Origin of the sequence: Exiguobacterium sp. TDN 0502, from assembly GCF_050846835.1 — a bacterium.
Lineage (GTDB): Bacteria > Bacillota > Bacilli > Exiguobacteriales > Exiguobacteriaceae > Exiguobacterium_A.
Genome location: NZ_JBOZGJ010000001.1, coordinates 228,639 through 246,967, shown reverse-complemented (window position 1 = coordinate 246,967; position 18,329 = coordinate 228,639). Strand labels below are relative to the sequence as shown.

Genomic DNA, 18,329 nt, shown 5'->3' with positions numbered 1-18,329 from the left:
ACAAAAAAAGACGCGAAGAATCGCGTCATCGAAAGATAAATAGAGTGAAACAGTGGATCAACCCGCTTGCTTTTGTTTCTTGCTCGACGTCCATGTACCGCGTCGAGGGCTCACAATGAGATTGTTGTATTCAAGCACGTTCAAATCCCGCTGGACGGTCCTTGAAGTGATGCCAAACTCTTCAACCAACTCTGCTGTCGTAGTAGCTCCGTTCTCTTGGATGTAGAGATAAATCGATTTAATCCGGGTCAACATACGGTCTGTAGAATCTTTCATTGGTATAACCACTCCCCCAATGGATAGAATAGTGTTCTAAAGCTTCGGGTGACAAAAGACAATGCAATATCCAGTTGTTTCGCCTTTAGTATAACGTTTTGATGTTAAATTGCAAGTGGTTTAACCGAACGTTTGCATAAAAAACATAAACGATTGGTTTGTAAAGTCGACAATTACATCTTTTTTTTATTGGATTGTTCGCCATTCGGAAGAAAAGAGAAGAAAACAAAATTTGGATGTTCGTATCTGAACGAATATTCGCTATACTAGAAAGGTGTATCGGAAACGAATCCAACCTAAAGTAAAGGAGCGAAAACAGATGGTGAATTGGAAAGAAGAAGTACTCGCGCGACGCGAGGATTTATTGGAAGATTTAAAGGAACTGTTACGGATTCCGAGTATCCTCGACGAATCAACGATTGAAGAAGGGGCACCCTTCGGACGCGAAGTCAAACGGGCGCTCGATTGGATGCTTGCGACAGGGGAGCGTGACGGCTTCAAAGCGAAAAACGTTGATGGATATGCAGGGCATTTGGAATATGGGCAGGGAGAAGAGTTGCTCGGTATTCTATGCCACTTAGATGTCGTGCCAGCCGGTGGCGATCACTGGACGTATGGTCCGTTCAACCCAACGCTTGTAGACGGGAAGTTATATGCCCGTGGCGCAATCGATGATAAAGGACCGACGATGGCAGCGTATTATGCCTTGAAGATCGTCAAGGAACTTGGGTTGCCGCTTTCAAAACGCATCCGTTTGATTGCAGGAGGGGATGAAGAGAGCGAGTGGCGTTGTGTCAATCACTACTTCAAACATGAAGAGATGCCGACGCTCGGCTTCGCACCAGATGCCGACTTCCCGATCATCAATGCGGAAAAAGGACTATATGACGGTCTCTTGATTCAGGGGAAACCGGCACAGGCTTCTGATACAGACCATCATCTCGTCCGGTTTGAAGGTGGCGAACGACCGAACATGGTGCCGGGGCATGCGCAAGCGATCCTGCGTGTCGCCGAGACGGGTACGCTCGAGTCAGACTTCCATGCTTACTTAGAAGAGCAGGGATTGACGGGAACCGTCAAACAAGAAGCAGAAGGTCTCGTGCTTGATGTCAATGGTGTCGCAGCCCATGCAATGGAGCCGGACAACGGTAAAAATGCGGCATTACATTTAGCACGTTTCCTCAATACGCTCCATTTGGATTATAACGGTCGTCGGTATATCCAGCTCGTGACGCATATGTTCCGCGATTCGCGGGGGGTGGCGATTGGTGTTGCGGCTTCAGATGAAACAGGTGATTTGACGATCAACGGTGGTGTATTCCGTTATGCGGAAGAACAGGGAACGGCATCGATCAACATCCGTTATCCGTATTCAGCTGACTTCACGGAGCGCTTACAAATCATTAAGGAAGCGGCAGCGGGATACGGTTTCGAATTACAGACGCGAACGCATATGACGCCACATCATGTTGACCCAGAACATGAATTGATCAAGACATTGAGTGCCGTGTACGAACGTCATACGAACCAGACGGCGGATCTGATTGCAATCGGTGGAGGCACTTATGCGCGTTCATTGACGGCGGGAGTCGCGTTTGGTCCAGTTTTCCCTGGCGGACCGGAAGTTGCGCACCAAGTCGATGAGTATGTTGATTTCGATGAACTCTTGCTTGCTGTCGCCATCTACGCAGAAGCCATTTATGAGCTTGCAAAATAACGACTGATGATCCCCGCATCGTGAAGATGGGGGGATTGCTTCTTGAAAGGAAGTTCCGTGTGAAACATCGTCAAACCTATCATTTCCAAGCACTCTATTTTTTCATCTTTTTTGGGCAAGGTGCTCTGATTCCCTATCTCGCGCTTTACTTTTCGAATGATGCCTTCGGGCTCTCGGCGTCAGAGATCGGTACGATCGTTGCGATTGGTCCGATTCTGTCGATTTTCCTGCAACCTGTCTGGGGCATCGCGGCAGATCGACTCGGGAAACCGAAACGTCTCCTGCTCGTCGCCATGCTTTCAGCTGGAGTCTTTACATTAAGTTACTTACTGACGTCTGCATATTTGCTATTGCTATTGATTTCTTGTGTCTGGGCATTGTTCCAGTGCGCGCATATTCCGCTCGTCGACACGTTAGCGATTGAATACACACGAAAACGTAAAGTGGATTACGGTGCGTTGCGCCTGTTCGGATCGGCCGGGTTCGCCCTGGCCGTCTTCATTCTCGGGCAAATCACGGAAGAGGGTGGGCTCAACCTGATTTTCTACGCAACGGGTGCAGCATGGGTTCTTGGTTTTCTTGTACTGATCGGCATTGAGGAGACGGGGAGCGTTCATGTATCGCACCAGCAACAAGTTCCGATAAAACAACTCTTTTCCAATCGCCGTTTCCTGTTGTTCTTAGCAGGTGGGAGTTTGATCTTCGGACCGATTTTTGCCAATAACTATTACTTTGGCAGTTACGTCACGATTCGTGGAGAGACGACGGCACTTGTCGGGACTTTATTCTTTGTCGCCGTATTATGCGAAATTCCGTTCATGCGGATTGCCTCACGCCTGTTAATTCGGTACGGAGCGATTCCTGTTCTTGTCCTCGTCTCTTTCGTATCAGCTGCTCGGACGGCGATGATTGCGTTAGAACTTCCAATCGTCATGCTTTGGGTTCTGTCAGCGATGCAAGGGATGATTGTCGGATTACTGATTCCTGTTGCTTTGGATTATGTCCGGTCACTTGTTCCGGAAACGATGGTCGCGACAGCAGTCAGTACATACATGGCAACGACAACAGGACTTGCGACGGCATTGTTTAACCTGATGAGTGGTTTTGTACTGGAACAAAGCACAATCTATGTCGTCTTTTGGGTATATACAAGTAGTAGTATCCTTGGTGCCATCCTGTACGGCATCAGTGGTCGAATCAAGGAGTGAGGTCTATCATGAAACAGGACCGACATTATTTCATCGCCCTGCCTGTTCCTTCGGAGCAGTTGGCGAGCTATGCGCACCGTTTACCTCTAGCCGAGCATTTCCACAATGTCTACACGACGGAAGAATATCACCTGACGCTTCGCTTTTTCGGTCCGCTTGATACGTCGAGCCAACAAGTCTGGAAAGAACGTCTACAAGAAATCGCACGAGTGACAGAGCCGTTTACGCTAACGTTTGACCGGCTAATCACCTTCGGACGACCGGATCGTCCTCGTGTCGTCAGTTTTGGGACGGAAGCTGAAATCCTGCACCGACTGGTAGATGAGGTGAATCCAGCTTCGACTAAACCGTTCGTTCCTCATGTAACGATTGCTAAAAAATGGCGAACGGAGGCGCAAGAGTGGACGGCACCTTCGTTAGAGGCGATTGAATGGTCCGTCCGTGAATTGATTTTGTACGAAGTCCGACCGTTCGTTTCGCCACGATACGAACCGGTATACCGAATTCGATTAGGTAAAGAGGAATGAGGTGGTCCCAATCGCGATCTTAATGAAATTATATGATTTAGATAGCCGGTTCGAGAAGAATCCGCTGGAGATGACAAAGCGCTTCAGTGAACATCAGGCGCTCGACTATGCCCACGTCTACCGAAGATGGGAAGCGGGAGAACTATTTCCGGGGGAGACGCTCGTTCGACCTAAAAAATGGTGGCAAGTCATGAAGAAACAGGAAGTAATCCAGCTTCCGGGCAAGCAATTGTCACGAAGAGCATTTGATAAATGGTATAAAAAACGGCTTGAACTGCAAAAGTTGTTGAACGTCGCCGGAGGAGCGGGAGAAGAAGACATTTGGCGTATTCCATTAAAACGGCATTTAGACTTCTATCAAATGCTTCATCTGTTGAACGATCAGTATGCGATGTTTTATCGGGCCGTCATTCAGTACCAAGTCGGCGAAGTCGAATTAAGTCCGTTTCTTGTCGGTCCAACCCGGATTTATATACTAGAATGGCTTGACGGTGACGAGAGTATTTATCATATCCGGCGAGACAAGTTATGGCGAGAGCAGCCCTTCAAGGCATCTGCCAAACAGATTTTAAATCCGAACATCAGCCTGAAACGGACGGAGGATATTTTGCGGACCGTGCTAGGACGCGACTTTGAATTACCGATCGAACGTGTCGTTTTAGCGACGAATGGATATTTTGATCAGATTCCGAAAGAAACAACGACGACTTACATCAACAAAGTCGACTTTCCGAACTGGGCGCATCGTATGAATACGAACGCCACGCATACGAAAGCATTTCAGATGCGTGTATGCGAAAAAATTCTCAAGGAAACCGTCTCGATTCCATTTCAATTGGCGATTCAAAGCGAAGACCAATCACGAATTCAAAAGTGAGGGAGGGAGCGACGGCGCTGTCGTTGCGTAAAAGATGACGAATCAGGAAGTCGTAATACCGGTGGCGCGGGCGGAATTCATCTCCTTTCAAAGCATCCGGGTCGAGGTCGAAAGTCATCTGTCGATTCACTGGTCACTTGAATGTGATGGAGAGCCGATTGCGATTCGGCAAGTGGAGATACATCGTGAAGAGCGACGTGTCGTTCATGAGTTGACTGCGACCCAACCGTTCGATCTCGAATGCCGCTATGAAGTCCGAGGGGCAGGAACAACCATACGCGTCGTTCCTGACCGATTGGTGCGGACGGAAGCATTCGAACGGAAGTATCGTTACGAAGAACGATTAGGCGTGTGGGAAGAAGAAGGGACGCTTCAATTTGTCGTCTGGTCGCCGGTCGCAGAACGGATGATGTGTTTGGTCTACGATCAAGACGAGCGTTTCGTCTCACGACACGACATGCAACGACGTGATCAAGGAACGTATCATCTTCAGCTGGAGCAAAACATGCTCGGGTACTTTTACCGCTATGAGGTGACGACGTATCTCGGAACACACGAGGTCGTAGATCCATATGCCGGTGCGATATCGGAGAACGGACGGTACGGCGTCATCATGGACGTCGAGCGGGAAGTCGCAACATGGTTTCCACAGCGCATCAAACGCCCGCCATTCGTCAAACCGACCGATGCCGTCATTTATGAAGCACACATCCGGGACTTCACGCTTGATCCGTCGTCAGGATCGCATCATCCCGGGCAATATAAAGGAATGGTAGAGCATGGAACGATTACGCCACGCGGGCATGCTACGGGCATTGATTATTTGCTTGACCTCGGAATCACCCACCTGCAGCTATTACCGGTTCATTTCTTTGAGACGACCGATGAACGAACACGGACGCCTTACAATTGGGGATACGACCCGATGCTTTGGTTCGGATTAGCGGGGAGTTATGCCAGTTCGCCGGATCCGCTCGTGCGTATCCAGGAGTATGCGGAAATGGTTGAAACACTCCACGCGGCAGGGATTCGGGTGACGTTCGATGTCGTCATGAACCATGTCTTCATTCGCGAACGATCATCGCTTGAACACCTCGTTCCGGGATACTATTTCCGCTATGAAATCGATGGAAGTCTCTCGAATGGGACCGGGGTCGGAAATGATACCGCCTCCGAACGATTCATGATGCGTCGGTTGATTGTCGATTGTCTGACGTATTTCGCGCGTGTCTACCGGATTGATGCGTTTCGCTTTGACTTGATGGGCATTCACGACATCGAGACGATGAACGAGGTTCGCGCGGCACTTGATGCAGTCGATCCTTCGATTTTAGTCTACGGTGAAGGATGGGATCTTGCGACGGCCTTGCCAGAACGATTGAAGGCGATGAGTGCTTCAGCGGCGCAAATGCCCCGGATTGGACACTTCAATGACGTCTTCCGCGATGCACTGAAAGGGTCGACGTTTAGCGAACACGACCGAGGATTCGTTGCGGGAGACGGGTGGAAGGAAGGGGAGGTGCGAAATGGGACGGCAGGAAGTGTGCAGATAGACGGTCAAACATACGGACGCTTCCCGGAACCGACGTACTCGATCAATTATGTCGAGGCCCACGATAATCATACGCTCTACGATAAGCTGAAAGTATCCTGTCCGGAAGCGGATGAACAACAGTTATTACGGATGAGCCGTCTCGCTCAGACGATTGCACTTCTTGCGCAAGGGATTCCATTCTTACATGCCGGCCAAGAGTTTTTGCGGACGAAACAAGGTGTCGAGAACAGCTATAACGCACCGGACGAAATCAACCGGATGGACTGGGAGCGCCGGGATGACCATCTTTCTCTCGTATCGTACATCAAGACGGTTTTACAAATTCGCAGAATGCACGGTGGATTCCGTCTACATCGGGCGAATCAGATTCGAGAGCTGCTCCACTTCGTTGACTTACGTCCGGGTGTCATTGCCTATGAGGTCGAAGCAGTTCACTCGTATGATGCGTGGCAACGAACGTTCGTCGTCTACAACACGACACAAGAAATCATTGAAATTGGGCTTGATCATTCGAAGTGGAACGTGCATGTGCAAGGGGATGAAGCATCGATTGATCCGCTTTTGAAAGGGGTCGACAGGATTCAAGTCCTTCCGTTGTCAACGACGATTGCGACGTGTTAAGATAGTCATTGTGCCTTAGGCAAATCTACTAAAAAGTTGAGCGGATTATAATGGAATTAGATATTTTAGATGCGCTTGGCGAAGGCTGGACCCTTACGCCAGCAGGTGGAATTACAGGAGAAGCATACATCGCTTCGACCGGACAATCGAAATTGTTCTTAAAACGAAATTCCTCGCCGTTTTTAGCGATATTATCCGCGGACGGAATCGTTCCGAAACTACTATGGACGAAACGGATTTATAGCGGAGATGTCATCAGTGCGCAACAATTCATCGAAGGTGATGAACTGGAGCCGGAAATGATGGAGCGTCCTGAAGTAGCCCGCTTGCTCGGTAAGATTCATGACTCCAAGGAACTGTTGTTCATGTTGCAACAGCTGGACCAGCGTCCGATTGAACCGGACGAGTTGCTCCGGCAGTGTCAGCTCTATTTTCAGCCGGAAGATTTAGAGAATCCAGAAATGGTAGAGCACGCAATGGTGTACTTGGAACGAAATCTTGAACGTGTCCGAACGGATGAACAAGTCGTTTGTCACTCGGATTTAAATCATAATAACTGGTTGACGGGAACAGATGGTCAACTGTATCTCAATGACTGGGATGATGCGATCATCGCGGATCGTGCCTATGATTTGGGGATGATGTTATACAGCTACGTTGACGAGGCGGCTTGGCCGGAATGGTTCGAGCATTATGGTCACCCTCTGACGAGTGATTTAAAAAACCGGATGCACTGGTATGTTGTTGCGCAAGCCGTACTTTCCTTGTACTGGTATGAAGATATGGGTCACCCGGACGTCGAGGATAGTTATCATTTTCTTGAACAGCTACTTGAATATGCAAACGACTAAAAAGCGTGTCATTCCAAAAGGGAACGACACGCTTTTTAGTTTAGCCTTCTGCAATCTGAATCTCTTTTTCGATATCGTGACTTTCGAGGTCTGCCGACCGATATGCCTCTGTCGTCGGTAAGCGTAAATCAAGCTGTGGTTTTTCTTCAAAGGTGACGGTGACGTCCTTGACCGTATAGTCAAAGACGTGACCACCTCCCGCGCGGGCAGCATCGATGAAATGCAGATGATATCCCGCGACAGCAATGCCGTGACCGAACCGTGGTGTGTAGTAACCGGCAAGCGTTCCTTCAGTATGGTCAAAGGTGCGCGCGCTTTGGGACGCGACAGCTTCCGTGATGGGAACGAACGGTTTCTCCTGACGCGCGACAGTACGTGTCTGTACATTTGTGAATGTTCCTTCGATCCGGACAGCGTAGAAGCTGTTGATCGTCGGGAGTTGTTCGTTTAGCCAGTGCTCAAACGCCGCTTTCGACATCTCTTCCGTTACGGTAAACGTCTGCTCCGGCTTAAAGCGAGTCAATGTCGCGAAAGGTGTCGTCGTCTCAGGTTGAAGTGGTCGGGCGCTTCCGTCTGAACGCAGCTGGTAGAACTGACCATCGAAACCGATCATCTCACCATCCAAATGGTCGAACGTGCCGATACCGAAGTCTCGCTGATCAAGAACGGAAGCGTACGAGACTTCACTTTCGAATACGCCGTCGAGCAACGCCATCATCGTTGAGATTTGAACGAGCGTTTTATCATGGGTCATGAGAATCCTCCTTAGTTCAATTGATCGAGGTGTACTTGTTCGCCGAGGGCAATGTTATCGCGATAATCAATCGGAACATCGACGATGACAGGACCTTCTGTTGCAAGTGCTTCATCCATGATCGCCGCTAGTTCGGATGGATGATTGACGCGTAATCCTTTTGCTCCGAAGCTCTCCGCATATTTGACGAGATCGACATCACCAAAAGACGTACCGGATTTCCGTTTGTATTTCATCTCCTGTTGGAACGCGACCATGTCGAATCCGCTATCCCGCCATACGAAATGGACGAGTGGTGAGTTCAAACGAACAGCTGTCTCAAGTTCCATTGCAGAGAAGAGGAATCCACCGTCACCCGAAATCGAGACGGCTTTTTTGCCGGGGCGTACGAGTGTTGCGGCGATTGCCCAAGGAAGTGCGACACCGAGCGTTTGCATCCCATTACTAAAGAGGAGGTGGCGCGGTTCATACGAACGGAAGTGACGTGCCATCCAAATGTAGTGGGAGCCGACGTCAACCGTGACCGTAACATCATCCGCAATTTTTTCACGTAACGTCTTCATGAAATAGAGCGGGTGCGTCAACGGAGAATCGGCGACAGGCGGAACATCACGATCGACAAGACGTTGATGTAATCCTTCAAGGAACTGAACCGAACTTTCCGGTAACGTCAGTGGTTTCAAGCGCCCGGCGATTGCGTCGACCGTTTTCGCCATGTCACCGACGAGTTCCCGATCGGGACGATAGAAATGATCGATTTCAGCACGCATTTGATCGATGTGAACAAGCGTCCGGTCGTGCGACGGTTGGTTCCAGAACTTCGGATCATAACCGATTGGATCGTAACCGATCGAGAGGACGAGGTCCGCTTCGGCAAGTAACGCATCCCCCGGCTGGTTGCGGAACAATCCGACACGTCCATAGAAGTTCGATTCGAGTTCGCGTGATAACGTACCAGCTGCTTGGAACGTCTGAACGACAGGAATCGAGACATTTTTGAGTAGCGAACGAATCGCGTGTACGACGTCCGGCTGACTCGCGCGCATACCGAGTAGCAAGACAGGCAGTTTGGCATCCTGAATCAGGCGTGCTGTCTCTTCAACCCAAGCTTCTGGTGCGACACCGAGTTTAGGTGTTTCGACCGCGCGGAATGCCGTGACGTTTGCTTCGTTTAAGCCAACGTCTTGCGGGATACTGACGAAAGCAGCTCCGGATGTCGTTTCAGCAGTCCGGAACGCATTGGATAATACTTCTGGAATGTTGTCGGCGTCTTGTACTTCGGCACTGAAGTTCGTAATCGGAGTAAAGAGAGCCTGATTGTCCATCGACTGATGCGTCCGTTTTAGACGATCTGCCCGTGTGACGGCTCCGGCGATTGCGACGACAGGGTCACCTTCCGAGTTGGCCGTCACGAGACCTGTCGCTAAATTCGATGCTCCTGGACCCGACGTCACAAGCACAACACCCGGTTTGTCGGTCAAGCGTCCGATGGCTTGTGCCATGAAGGCAGCGTTTTGTTCGTGGCGTGCAACGATGAGTTCAGGCCCCCGGTCCTGTAACACATTGAAGACGGAGTCGATTTTCGCTCCCGGAATACCAAAAATGTAATCCACGCCCTGCTCGATGAGTGAATCAACGACCAAATCTGCACTTATTTTCTTCTGTACTAATTTTCCTTGTTCTCTGTTTTTATCTTCGTTCATTACAATTCTCCTTTTTACCAACGTTTTTGGTGTTCGATAGCTGTAATAAATAATCTGTTTCAGAGAAATTATACATCTGTTTCATGGTAAAACCAACCCAAATTCGTTCAGAGAATAAAAAAAGTACCTTGTGTATCATCACACAAGGTACAGCGATTACGCTTATTCGACGTCAACTTTTCCAAAATTCGCCCAGACGAATAAAGCACCGATGCCCATGACGAGAACGATGGGGGAGCCCCAAGCAATTAAAAAGTCTTCCATGGTCCAGCCCTCCTTTTTAGTTCTTACGTATCTTTAGTGTAGTAGATTGCTCACTGTTTCTCAAGTGACGAACTGCTGAACATTCTTCATTCCGAATTGAAGAAGTTCTTATATAATTACCCGAATCATGATAAACTTATCTGCGGATAATTTAAGTTTGGAAAGGATGAACGATAGTGCGTTTACGACATAAACCATGGGCGCAGGATTATATGAAGGAACAATCCTCGATCTATATAGCAGAACCGGCAACCCTGAAAGGAAAATGGGCGACCGAGTTTCAAAACGATAACCCGATTTACATCGAAGTGGGATCAGGAAAAGGCGCCTTCATTACAGGAATGGCGAACCAGCATCCGGAAATCAACTTCATCGCCATCGAACTGTTCGAAAGTGTCGCGGTGACGATCGTTCAAAAATTAGTGGAAACACCACAAGCAAATGTTCGTGTCTTGACAGTCGATGCAAAAGACTTGCGGGATTACTTCGAAAAAGGAGAAGTAGCACGTGTTTATCTGAACTTCTCCGATCCATGGCCGAAGACACGTCATGCAAAACGTCGCTTGACGTACAAGACATTCTTGTCGACATACGAGGACATTTTACCGGCGAAAGGACAAATTCACTTCAAGACCGATAACCGGAAGCTGTTTGAATCGAGCTTGATGACGATGTCGGCTTATGGGATGCGTTTTGACTGGATGTCGCTTGATTTACATGCGAATGAGCCGGAAGATAACGTCCGGACAGAGTATGAAGAGCGTTTTTCTTCGATGGGTCAACCGATTTATCGGATGGAAGCGACATACCAGAATTAATTTGGACAAAAAGTTTTCTTATTTTCCTGGTATTTCTTTCACACTTTTTTCTTATTAATTGGTACAATGTTGTTGACTGAAGAACTTGTACTTATAGGTAAAGGGGGAATTTGGGGATGTGGCAGAAAAGCTTAGCCTTCGTAACGGCGCTCTTTCTCGCATTAAGTATCGGTCAATCGGTACTTGCTGCGGTTGATACCTCAGAAATGACAAAAGCATTAGATGAGGAATTACCAACGACGCATTACGATTATAAAAAAGGTTCGGTCGAAATCGAGGATCCGAAGACGTTCACGAACGAAAAAGGAGAAGAAGTCATTGGCGGAATCGCTGTCATCAAGACAGTCCGTGATGGAATCTTTGTCACGATCAAACGTGAAATCCACTTCTTCAATGCCGATAGCGGTAAATTGTTGACGAGTGCCGACGCTGCAAAAGTTGATGGCGTAAAAGAATACATCGACAGCAACTCGGATAATCTTCATCAAAAAGTCGTGTACTGGTTACCGGTACTCTTGATGTTGTTGATCATTGCAGTACCAGCGATCGTCTTGTACGTCGTTGTTCCGCGTCTCTATTCGACGACGGAATACATGAACCCGATCTACGAACGCAACGATAACCCGCGTTAATTAAAAAAAGGGCTGACTCAAAAGTCAGTCTCTCCAAAGATAAGGGTGGCAGATTCATGATCTGCCACCCTTATCTCGTAAAAAAGAATGACGCGTCACACGCCACTCCTACAGGAATAAGCGCATTTTTGCGCTGTCAGAGACAAACAAGACCCGTTTTCCTGCCTAAATAAAGCAGGAAAACGGGCTTGTGTCTCGCCTGAGGAAAGGGCGTGAAAAGACGCGTCATTCTTTTTTTGAGTCAGCCTCTTTTCTCATGCCAGGAGCACGAAGATGAAAGCAAGTATCGCAGGTACGCCTTGTTTCAGTAAAATCGAACGGTTAGCCGTCAGGGCACCGTAAAGCGCAGCGATAATCACGCAAGCCAAAAAGAACAGTTGGACAGCAACGTCTTCACGGATCAGTCCAAAGAGGAGACCGGCTGCTAAAAAGCCGTTATAGAGACCTTGGTTGGCAAAAAGTGTCCGGATTTGCTGTGATGCAATCGCTTCGTCCGTCAGACCGAATGTCCGGCGGGCCGCCTTGGAGGATAAGAAGAACATTTCAAGAGCTAAAATATAGAAGTGTTCCAAGGAGACGAGTAAAACGAACACCGTTGCAAGAATCGACATGAATCATACCTCCTTCAGTTGAACATAGGAAAAAGACCGTACTTCGTCGATCGAAGCACGGTCTTTTGTTTAAGCGTATTCGAGTAATGCGCCAGTTTCGGCATCGACTGTGAATTGATACGTTTTTTCGTCATCACCTTCAAGGACCGAGATGCCACCTTTGTAGCTTTGGTAGTCACGTGACTCATATGCGTAAGCCTCTGGTGTTGCAGAGATCCATGCACCTTGGACACGTCCTTTTGCTGAAAATGTGCGTTTCGTGATTTCGAGCGCTTCCTCGGCAGAAAGTTGTTTGTTGTCGACTGCCTTCTTCACTGCGAAAGCGGCGACGACAGCTGCTGCCAATCCGATAATCCAATAGCGTTTTTTCATTAAAATTCCCCTCCTTACAGGTTCTATTCCTACTGTACCAAATAATTCGTCGAGAGAGAAACAAAAGGTTAAGTGATTGAAGCAATTTTTTGTATAATGGGAAGCAGGAGGCGATACATATGAATGAAAAAACGAGAGAGTTATTCCGGACATTGACGGAATTGAATGGGGCACCGGGATTTGAACACGACGTTCGTCAGTTCGTTCGCGAGCGCATCACGCCTGTCACGGATGAAATCATTACAGATGGATTAGGATCGATTTTCGGTAAGCGAACGGGGGATGCGACAGGACCGAAAGTCATGGTCGCCGGACACATGGACGAGGTTGCCTTCATGGTGACGCAAATTACGAAGAATGGTATGTTACGGATTCAACCGCTTGGTGGCTGGTGGAGCCAGGTGTTGCTTGCGCAACGCTTCTCGATCTGTACGGATAACGGCATCATTCCGGGTGTCATCGCGTCGATTCCGCCCCACTTATTAACAGAAGAAGTACGCAATAAGCCGATGGCAATCAAAGATATGTTCATCGATATCGGTGCGGACTCAAAAGAAGAAGCGGAATCGTTTGGTGTACGTCCAGGTATTCCTGCCGTGCCTTTCTTCCCGTTCACACCGATGGCGAATCCGAAGAAGATCATGGCGAAAGCGTGGGACAACCGCTATGGTGTCGGTATGGCAATCGAATTATTAGAAGAAACGACAGCAGCGGATCATCCGAACATCCTTTATTCAGGTGCAACGGTTCAAGAAGAAGTCGGATTGCGCGGTGCGCAAACAGCGACAGCGCTCATCGATCCCGACGTGGCATTCGTTGTCGACGCCTCTCCTGCTAACGATGCGTCAGGAGACAAAACGGAATTCGGTCAACTCGGACAAGGACCACTGCTTCGTATTAAAGACAGTGTCATGATTCTCTCGAAAGAGATGACGGATTACGTGCTTGATACGGCAGAATCAAACAAGATTCCGTACCAGTACTATGTCGGTGCAGGCGGAACGGACGGTGGTGTCATCCATCGTTCGAATAACGGGATTCCGACGACGGTCGTTGGGTTACCGGCACGTTATATCCACACGCATGCGTCAATCATGCATACGGATGATTACGATGCGGCGAAGGAATTACTTCGAAAACTCGTCACGAACCTCGATACGACGACACTCGCGACATTACAAGTCAAGTAACCCGTGATAGAGGAAGAGGGTCTTCAGTAAAAGAGACGACGGATGCGCATCCGTCGTCCTTTTTGTATCATCATTTCCAGGAAGATCTGATCTGTCTTGTCAGTTGAAAAAACAGTCTAGTCGTACTGGATGCGAATTTGATATAATGAGACGCGATGTTGAGTAAAGGACGTGACAAGATGTTCAAGCAAAAAGGGATTTCATTGAGCCCTAAAGTGTATTTCATCACTGTGTTGAGTTATATGGCTCTCGGGTTATTTAGTTCCTTGATCATGGGACTCATTCTCCGGACTATCGGGGAAGGGCTCGTCGATCGTGGGATGGAAGCCGGGTTTCTCATTCAATTGGGAGAGCAGGCAATCGCCTTGACTGGACCGGCGATCGGTGTGGCGGTAGCATTTGCTCTGGAGGCACCACCGTTGATTTTGTTCGCTGCAGTAGCCGTTGGGGCGTTCGGATATGAAGCAGGAGGACCTGCCGGTAGTTATGTCGCGACATTGCTTGCGACTGAAATCGGGAAACTGGTCTCGAAAACGACGCGTCTAGATATTTTGCTCACGCCGTTCGTCACATTGTTTGCCGGTTTTTTTGCCGGACGGTATGCCGGTAAATGGATTGGTAGAGGCATGACAGACCTTGGGGAGTTGATTCGCTGGGGAACGGAGCGTGAGCCTTTATTCATGGGGATTTTCGTTGCCACAGTGATGGGACTTGCGCTCACGGCACCGATTTCAAGTGCGGCACTGGGCATCATGCTGGGGTTGGATGGACTCGCTGCAGGAGCGGCAACGATTGGCTGTGCGGCACAGATGATCGGTTTTGGAGTCATCAGCTATCGTGATAATGGAATCGGAGGAGTGATTGCACAGGGCATCGGTACGTCGATGCTGCAAGTCGGGAACATCATCCGCAATCCGTGGATCATTCTTCCGCCTACTCTTGCAGGGGCTATATTAGCACCATTCGCAACGGTTCTACTGACGCTTGAAAGTAATCCTGAGGGTTCAGGGATGGGGACAAGTGGTTTTGTCGGTCCGTTGATGCTTTTAAAAACAATGGGATTCGAGACGGAATACTACTTAGCCGTTGCGGTGCTTTGTTTTATTGCACCAGGTATCATCAGTTATCTGGTATATCGGCTCTTGCGGCGATTCGGTCGTATTCAAGACGGTGATTTAAAGATTGAATACTAAAAAATAGCTGATTCAAAAGCACTTGTTTTCGATTGACTGGAAGCCAAGTATGCTTTCGGATCAGCTATTCGTTTTATAAAGAGAATCCAAACGAGCTGGAATAAAAACTCGTGAAGAAAACGTATAAATAAATCAGGTACAAGGGAGTGAGGTACCGCATGCGAACGACCGGTAGTTTGCGGGCTAACCGTTTTAAAGTCGCTTCAAGTAAGATGATGATAGCAAAGCCGACGACGAGATAAAGGAAAATCTCGGGTAAGCTACGTTCGGAATCGATGAAGGAATAGCCGTACCGCAAACAACTTGTCATGCCGACGAAGCCGACGAAGCGCTCGAACGGATGTTTAATGGGTTGATCTGTCATAGTGAAGTCCTTTCCGCGTGTTTTCTAGTTGCAGTATAGCAAACCAAGCACGAAAACGCACAGCCACAATTGAATATGCTATGATGAGGGCAATGACTTCTAGGGAAATCAAAGGAGGAAATCATCATGAAAACATTACAATCTAAACAAGAATTCGATACAGCTAAACAAGGAAATGCCGTCTTTTTATTCTCGGCGAACTGGTGCCCGGATTGCCGTTTCTTAGATCCATTCATCCCGGAAATCGAGCAAACGTTTGATGGATTTGAATTTTATTATGTCGATCGCGATGATCATATTGAAATTGCCCAGGAAATGGACATTTTCGGAATCCCGAGTTTTGTTGCGTTCCGGGACGGTGAAGAGACAGGACGTTATGTAGGTAAAGAGCGGAAAACTCCTGAGCAGGTAACAGCATTTTTAGAAACGGTTTAAGAAAAAAGCGAGCGCTGACTCGCTTTTTTTCATGATAGAAAGGATGAAACCAGATGGAACTACAACAAATCCGAAGAATGATGACACAAACGTTTGAAGAAGAAGGTTATACGACATACTTCGATCGCGAAAAGTCCGTATTACGGATTGAACGTAAAGAGGATAAATCAGGCGTCGATGTCGGATTGAATCCGCTTGTCGCTAAAGCAAAACGAAGAGGCGTCATCGCCGTCGAAGAGACGATTGAGTATATCCGTGCTGTACTTGGACAAACGGATCAGATTTCACTCGTCGGGCAGGAACAAAAAATCTTCCCGGTCATTCGTGCTAAATCGTTTGCCGATACGACCAAAGAAGGGAAGACGCTTGTCAGTACACCGCATACGGGTGAGACGAAAATCATGTACGCAATCGATCTCGGTGCTACGTATCGCTTGATCGATGAAGAATTGCTTGCCTCTGCCCAGTGGACCGTCGAACAGTTGTCAGAAGCGGCACGCTTCAATGTAAAATCGCTTGCTGCACCATTCAAACAGGATGAAGTGGCAGGAAATATCTTTTATTTCTTAAGTCTCGGTGACGGATACGAGGCGAGTCGTGTGTTGAATAAAACATTGCTAGCGGATTATGCGGCTCAAATCGAGGGAGAATTTGCTGTCGGGATTCCGCATCAGGATGTCCTGATTTTTGCTGATATAAGAAACGATGCAGGCTATGATGTTTTGCAACAACTGATGTTCGACTTCTTCTCAAACGGACGTGTTCCGGTGACGGCACTGCCATTCTTGTATGAAGACGGCAATCTGGAGCCGGTCTTCGTCCTCGCGAAAAACAAGCAGCCGAAAGAGTGAAGAATCTGATACAATAAGCATTGTGAGAAAGACGGAAGGGAGTCATGGATTGAATGAATGTGTTTTATAATAAAGAGGGCGTCGGTGACGTCTTGATGATCATCTTAGAAGATGCACCACGTGCGGAAGTGACAGCGACTCGCAGTGGAGACGTTGCAACGATCAAACACGGCGATCGTGTCATCGGATATAACCTGTTTGACGCTTCAACTGCTTTTACGATTGATACACAGGGGCCTGTCGAATTAACAGAGGAATTAGCCGGACGTATTCAACAGGAACTTGCGAACCGAGAAATCGAATTGTCACTTGAACACGTTGATTATACTCCGAAGTTCGTCGTTGGATTCGTAACGTCTTGTGAGAAACATCCGGATGCCGATAAATTGTCAGTCTGTCAAGTGGAAGTGGACAACGGAACTTTACAAATCGTGTGTGGAGCCCCGAATGTAGCGGCGGGTCAAAAGGTCGTCGTCGCAAAACCGGGAGCAGTCATGCCATCGGGCTTGATCATCCGTCCTTCAGCGCTACGCGGTGTCCCATCGAGCGGAATGCTTTGTTCAGCACGTGAACTTGGTCTAGCGGATGCACCACAAGAAAAGGGTATTCTTGTACTCGATGATACAAAAGCAGTAGGGGAAGCATTCTCAATCGGTCGATGATTCGACCGATTTTTTAACAAGATGGAGGGGTGAGCGTATGAGTAATCGTTATGAGCAGTCACTAAAGGAACAAGCGGCTCGGATTCGCCGCGAACTTGCGGGGGAACGAGAGACGAAGCCTGTAGAGCGTCCTAAAAAAGAAGAGCGGGAAGATCGTTTCGTTTTGACGGATGTTCCATCACCGATCTACGGATTTCAGCGTCCAAAACAATCCGTTCCGGATGCAACGAATCCTGTGGAAGAGACGGAGAACGTCAATCAGGTTTCAGATAGAGACGAAGAGGGAATTGTGGATGGGGTTGCCTCGAATGAGCAAGCAGTGATTGTATCGGAAGAAGTCGTTTTAGACGAATCAGAGGCGGATGCAGGCTTTGTTCCGGTGACAGATGCTGAATTACTCGTACCGGAACCGGAAATTGATCAGGACGATGCCCATCAAGCCGAAGCGCTGACAGGATCAGAAGACCTGGTGACATCTGTAGAAGAAACAGAATCGGAGTCAGAAATGCCGGAATCCATCGTCCCGGCTACTTCTGAACCCGAGGAAGCATCGGAGCAGGAAGCGACTGTGCAGACGGATTCCCGTGAAGTATCAGATGAGCGACTTATCGTTGATCAGGAAGTGGAAGATACAACCGTTGCTCCATCTTCGACGTCGGACGTATCGTTCGCGGAACAAGATGTCGCTTCAAGTCCTGCACAGTCTGAAGTAAAAAAACCAGTCGGACCGCCTGTTAACGTCGTCATGACGACAAAGGATTTAATGGCGATGTATCGTGCTCGCCGAGAACAAAATAATTTACATGGTAAAAAATAAATCGGTTTGCTATAATGGTACAGGTTTTGTA

21 protein-coding genes are annotated in these 18,329 nt (G+C 48.3%); 14 read left to right on the top strand and 7 right to left on the bottom strand.

The window, feature by feature from the left end; genetic code table 11:
• Positions 1-57: 57 nt before the first annotated feature.
• Complete coding sequence (locus tag ACRPK8_RS01190; protein ID WP_023469095.1) at positions 58-276, bottom strand: DeoR family transcriptional regulator; 219 nt, start codon at positions 274-276, stop codon at positions 58-60.
• Positions 277-595: 319 nt separating this feature from the next.
• Between ACRPK8_RS01190 and pepV the strand changes: the two genes are divergently transcribed.
• From pepV to ACRPK8_RS01160, 6 genes are read left to right on the top strand one after another with little or no spacing between them, the layout of a single operon-like run.
• A complete protein-coding gene (gene pepV, locus ACRPK8_RS01185) occupies positions 596-1,993 on the top strand; it encodes a dipeptidase PepV (protein WP_432236556.1) in 1,398 nt (465 codons plus the stop codon).
• A gap of 59 nt (positions 1,994-2,052) precedes the next feature.
• Positions 2,053-3,201: an MFS transporter gene (locus tag ACRPK8_RS01180; protein WP_432236555.1), complete on the top strand. Its 1,149-nt coding sequence runs from the start codon at positions 2,053-2,055 to the stop codon at positions 3,199-3,201.
• Positions 3,202-3,209: 8 nt separating this feature from the next.
• A complete protein-coding gene (thpR, locus tag ACRPK8_RS01175) occupies positions 3,210-3,728 on the top strand; it encodes an RNA 2',3'-cyclic phosphodiesterase (protein ID WP_432236554.1) in 519 nt (172 codons plus the stop codon).
• A gap of 1 nt (position 3,729) precedes the next feature.
• Positions 3,730-4,605: a hypothetical protein gene (locus tag ACRPK8_RS01170; protein ID WP_432236553.1), complete on the top strand. Its 876-nt coding sequence runs from the start codon at positions 3,730-3,732 to the stop codon at positions 4,603-4,605.
• Positions 4,606-4,639: 34 nt separating this feature from the next.
• Positions 4,640-6,781 carry a type I pullulanase gene (gene pulA / locus ACRPK8_RS01165; protein ID WP_432236552.1) on the top strand — a complete coding sequence of 714 codons (2,142 nt, stop codon included), beginning with the start codon at positions 4,640-4,642 and terminating at the stop codon, positions 6,779-6,781.
• A 50-nt stretch (positions 6,782-6,831) separates the two neighbouring features.
• The gene (locus tag ACRPK8_RS01160; RefSeq protein WP_432236551.1) at positions 6,832-7,632 is read left to right on the top strand and encodes a phosphotransferase family protein; all 801 of its coding nucleotides are present in this window, start codon (positions 6,832-6,834) and stop codon (positions 7,630-7,632) included.
• Positions 7,633-7,672: 40 nt separating this feature from the next.
• Here the strand turns inward: ACRPK8_RS01160 and budA are convergent, their stop codons facing one another.
• The 3 genes from budA to ACRPK8_RS01145 form a co-directional block, all read right to left on the bottom strand.
• The gene (gene budA / locus ACRPK8_RS01155; RefSeq protein WP_432236550.1) at positions 7,673-8,386 is read right to left on the bottom strand and encodes an acetolactate decarboxylase; all 714 of its coding nucleotides are present in this window, start codon (positions 8,384-8,386) and stop codon (positions 7,673-7,675) included.
• 11 nt (positions 8,387-8,397) lie between these two features.
• A complete protein-coding gene (gene alsS, locus ACRPK8_RS01150) occupies positions 8,398-10,089 on the bottom strand; it encodes an acetolactate synthase AlsS (RefSeq protein ID WP_432236549.1) in 1,692 nt (563 codons plus the stop codon).
• A gap of 162 nt (positions 10,090-10,251) precedes the next feature.
• The gene (locus ACRPK8_RS01145) at positions 10,252-10,353 is read right to left on the bottom strand and encodes a cytochrome bd oxidase small subunit CydS (protein ID WP_432236548.1); all 102 of its coding nucleotides are present in this window, start codon (positions 10,351-10,353) and stop codon (positions 10,252-10,254) included.
• Positions 10,354-10,529: 176 nt separating this feature from the next.
• Here ACRPK8_RS01145 and trmB point away from each other — a divergent pair, with 176 nt between their 5' ends.
• Positions 10,530-11,171: a tRNA (guanosine(46)-N7)-methyltransferase TrmB gene (gene trmB, locus ACRPK8_RS01140; RefSeq protein WP_432236547.1), complete on the top strand. Its 642-nt coding sequence runs from the start codon at positions 10,530-10,532 to the stop codon at positions 11,169-11,171.
• Between the two features lie 116 nt (positions 11,172-11,287).
• Entirely contained in the window at positions 11,288-11,803 is a 516-nt protein-coding gene (locus tag ACRPK8_RS01135; protein ID WP_432236546.1) for a hypothetical protein, read from the top strand.
• Between the two features lie 254 nt (positions 11,804-12,057).
• On the opposite strand, the gene ACRPK8_RS01130 is transcribed toward ACRPK8_RS01135, so the two are convergent.
• Positions 12,058-12,414 carry a DUF1304 domain-containing protein gene (locus ACRPK8_RS01130; protein ID WP_432236545.1) on the bottom strand — a complete coding sequence of 119 codons (357 nt, stop codon included), beginning with the start codon at positions 12,412-12,414 and terminating at the stop codon, positions 12,058-12,060.
• 69 nt (positions 12,415-12,483) lie between these two features.
• On the bottom strand, positions 12,484-12,786 hold the full coding sequence (locus ACRPK8_RS01125) for a PepSY domain-containing protein (protein WP_012371126.1): 303 nt from the start codon (positions 12,784-12,786) through the stop codon (positions 12,484-12,486).
• A 119-nt stretch (positions 12,787-12,905) separates the two neighbouring features.
• Between ACRPK8_RS01125 and ACRPK8_RS01120 the strand changes: the two genes are divergently transcribed.
• Positions 12,906-13,976, top strand: a complete 1,071-nt coding sequence (locus ACRPK8_RS01120) for a M42 family metallopeptidase (protein ID WP_432236544.1) — start codon at positions 12,906-12,908, stop codon at positions 13,974-13,976.
• A 179-nt stretch (positions 13,977-14,155) separates the two neighbouring features.
• Positions 14,156-15,169, top strand: coding sequence for a PTS transporter subunit IIC (locus ACRPK8_RS01115; RefSeq protein ID WP_432236543.1), 1,014 nt, complete (start codon positions 14,156-14,158; stop codon positions 15,167-15,169).
• A 73-nt stretch (positions 15,170-15,242) separates the two neighbouring features.
• On the opposite strand, the gene ACRPK8_RS01110 is transcribed toward ACRPK8_RS01115, so the two are convergent.
• Positions 15,243-15,533: a hypothetical protein gene (locus ACRPK8_RS01110; RefSeq protein WP_432236542.1), complete on the bottom strand. Its 291-nt coding sequence runs from the start codon at positions 15,531-15,533 to the stop codon at positions 15,243-15,245.
• 126 nt (positions 15,534-15,659) lie between these two features.
• Here ACRPK8_RS01110 and ACRPK8_RS01105 point away from each other — a divergent pair, with 126 nt between their 5' ends.
• From ACRPK8_RS01105 to ACRPK8_RS01090, 4 genes are read left to right on the top strand one after another with little or no spacing between them, the layout of a single operon-like run.
• Positions 15,660-15,968, top strand: coding sequence for a thioredoxin family protein (locus ACRPK8_RS01105; RefSeq protein ID WP_432236541.1), 309 nt, complete (start codon positions 15,660-15,662; stop codon positions 15,966-15,968).
• A 53-nt stretch (positions 15,969-16,021) separates the two neighbouring features.
• Positions 16,022-16,819, top strand: a complete 798-nt coding sequence (locus ACRPK8_RS01100; RefSeq protein ID WP_432236540.1) for a DUF1444 domain-containing protein — start codon at positions 16,022-16,024, stop codon at positions 16,817-16,819.
• Positions 16,820-16,872: 53 nt separating this feature from the next.
• Positions 16,873-17,481, top strand: a complete 609-nt coding sequence (gene ytpR / locus ACRPK8_RS01095) for a YtpR family tRNA-binding protein (RefSeq protein ID WP_432236539.1) — start codon at positions 16,873-16,875, stop codon at positions 17,479-17,481.
• Between the two features lie 37 nt (positions 17,482-17,518).
• Complete coding sequence (locus ACRPK8_RS01090) at positions 17,519-18,298, top strand: hypothetical protein (RefSeq protein ID WP_432236538.1); 780 nt, start codon at positions 17,519-17,521, stop codon at positions 18,296-18,298.
• The last annotated feature ends 31 nt before the right edge of the window (positions 18,299-18,329 follow it).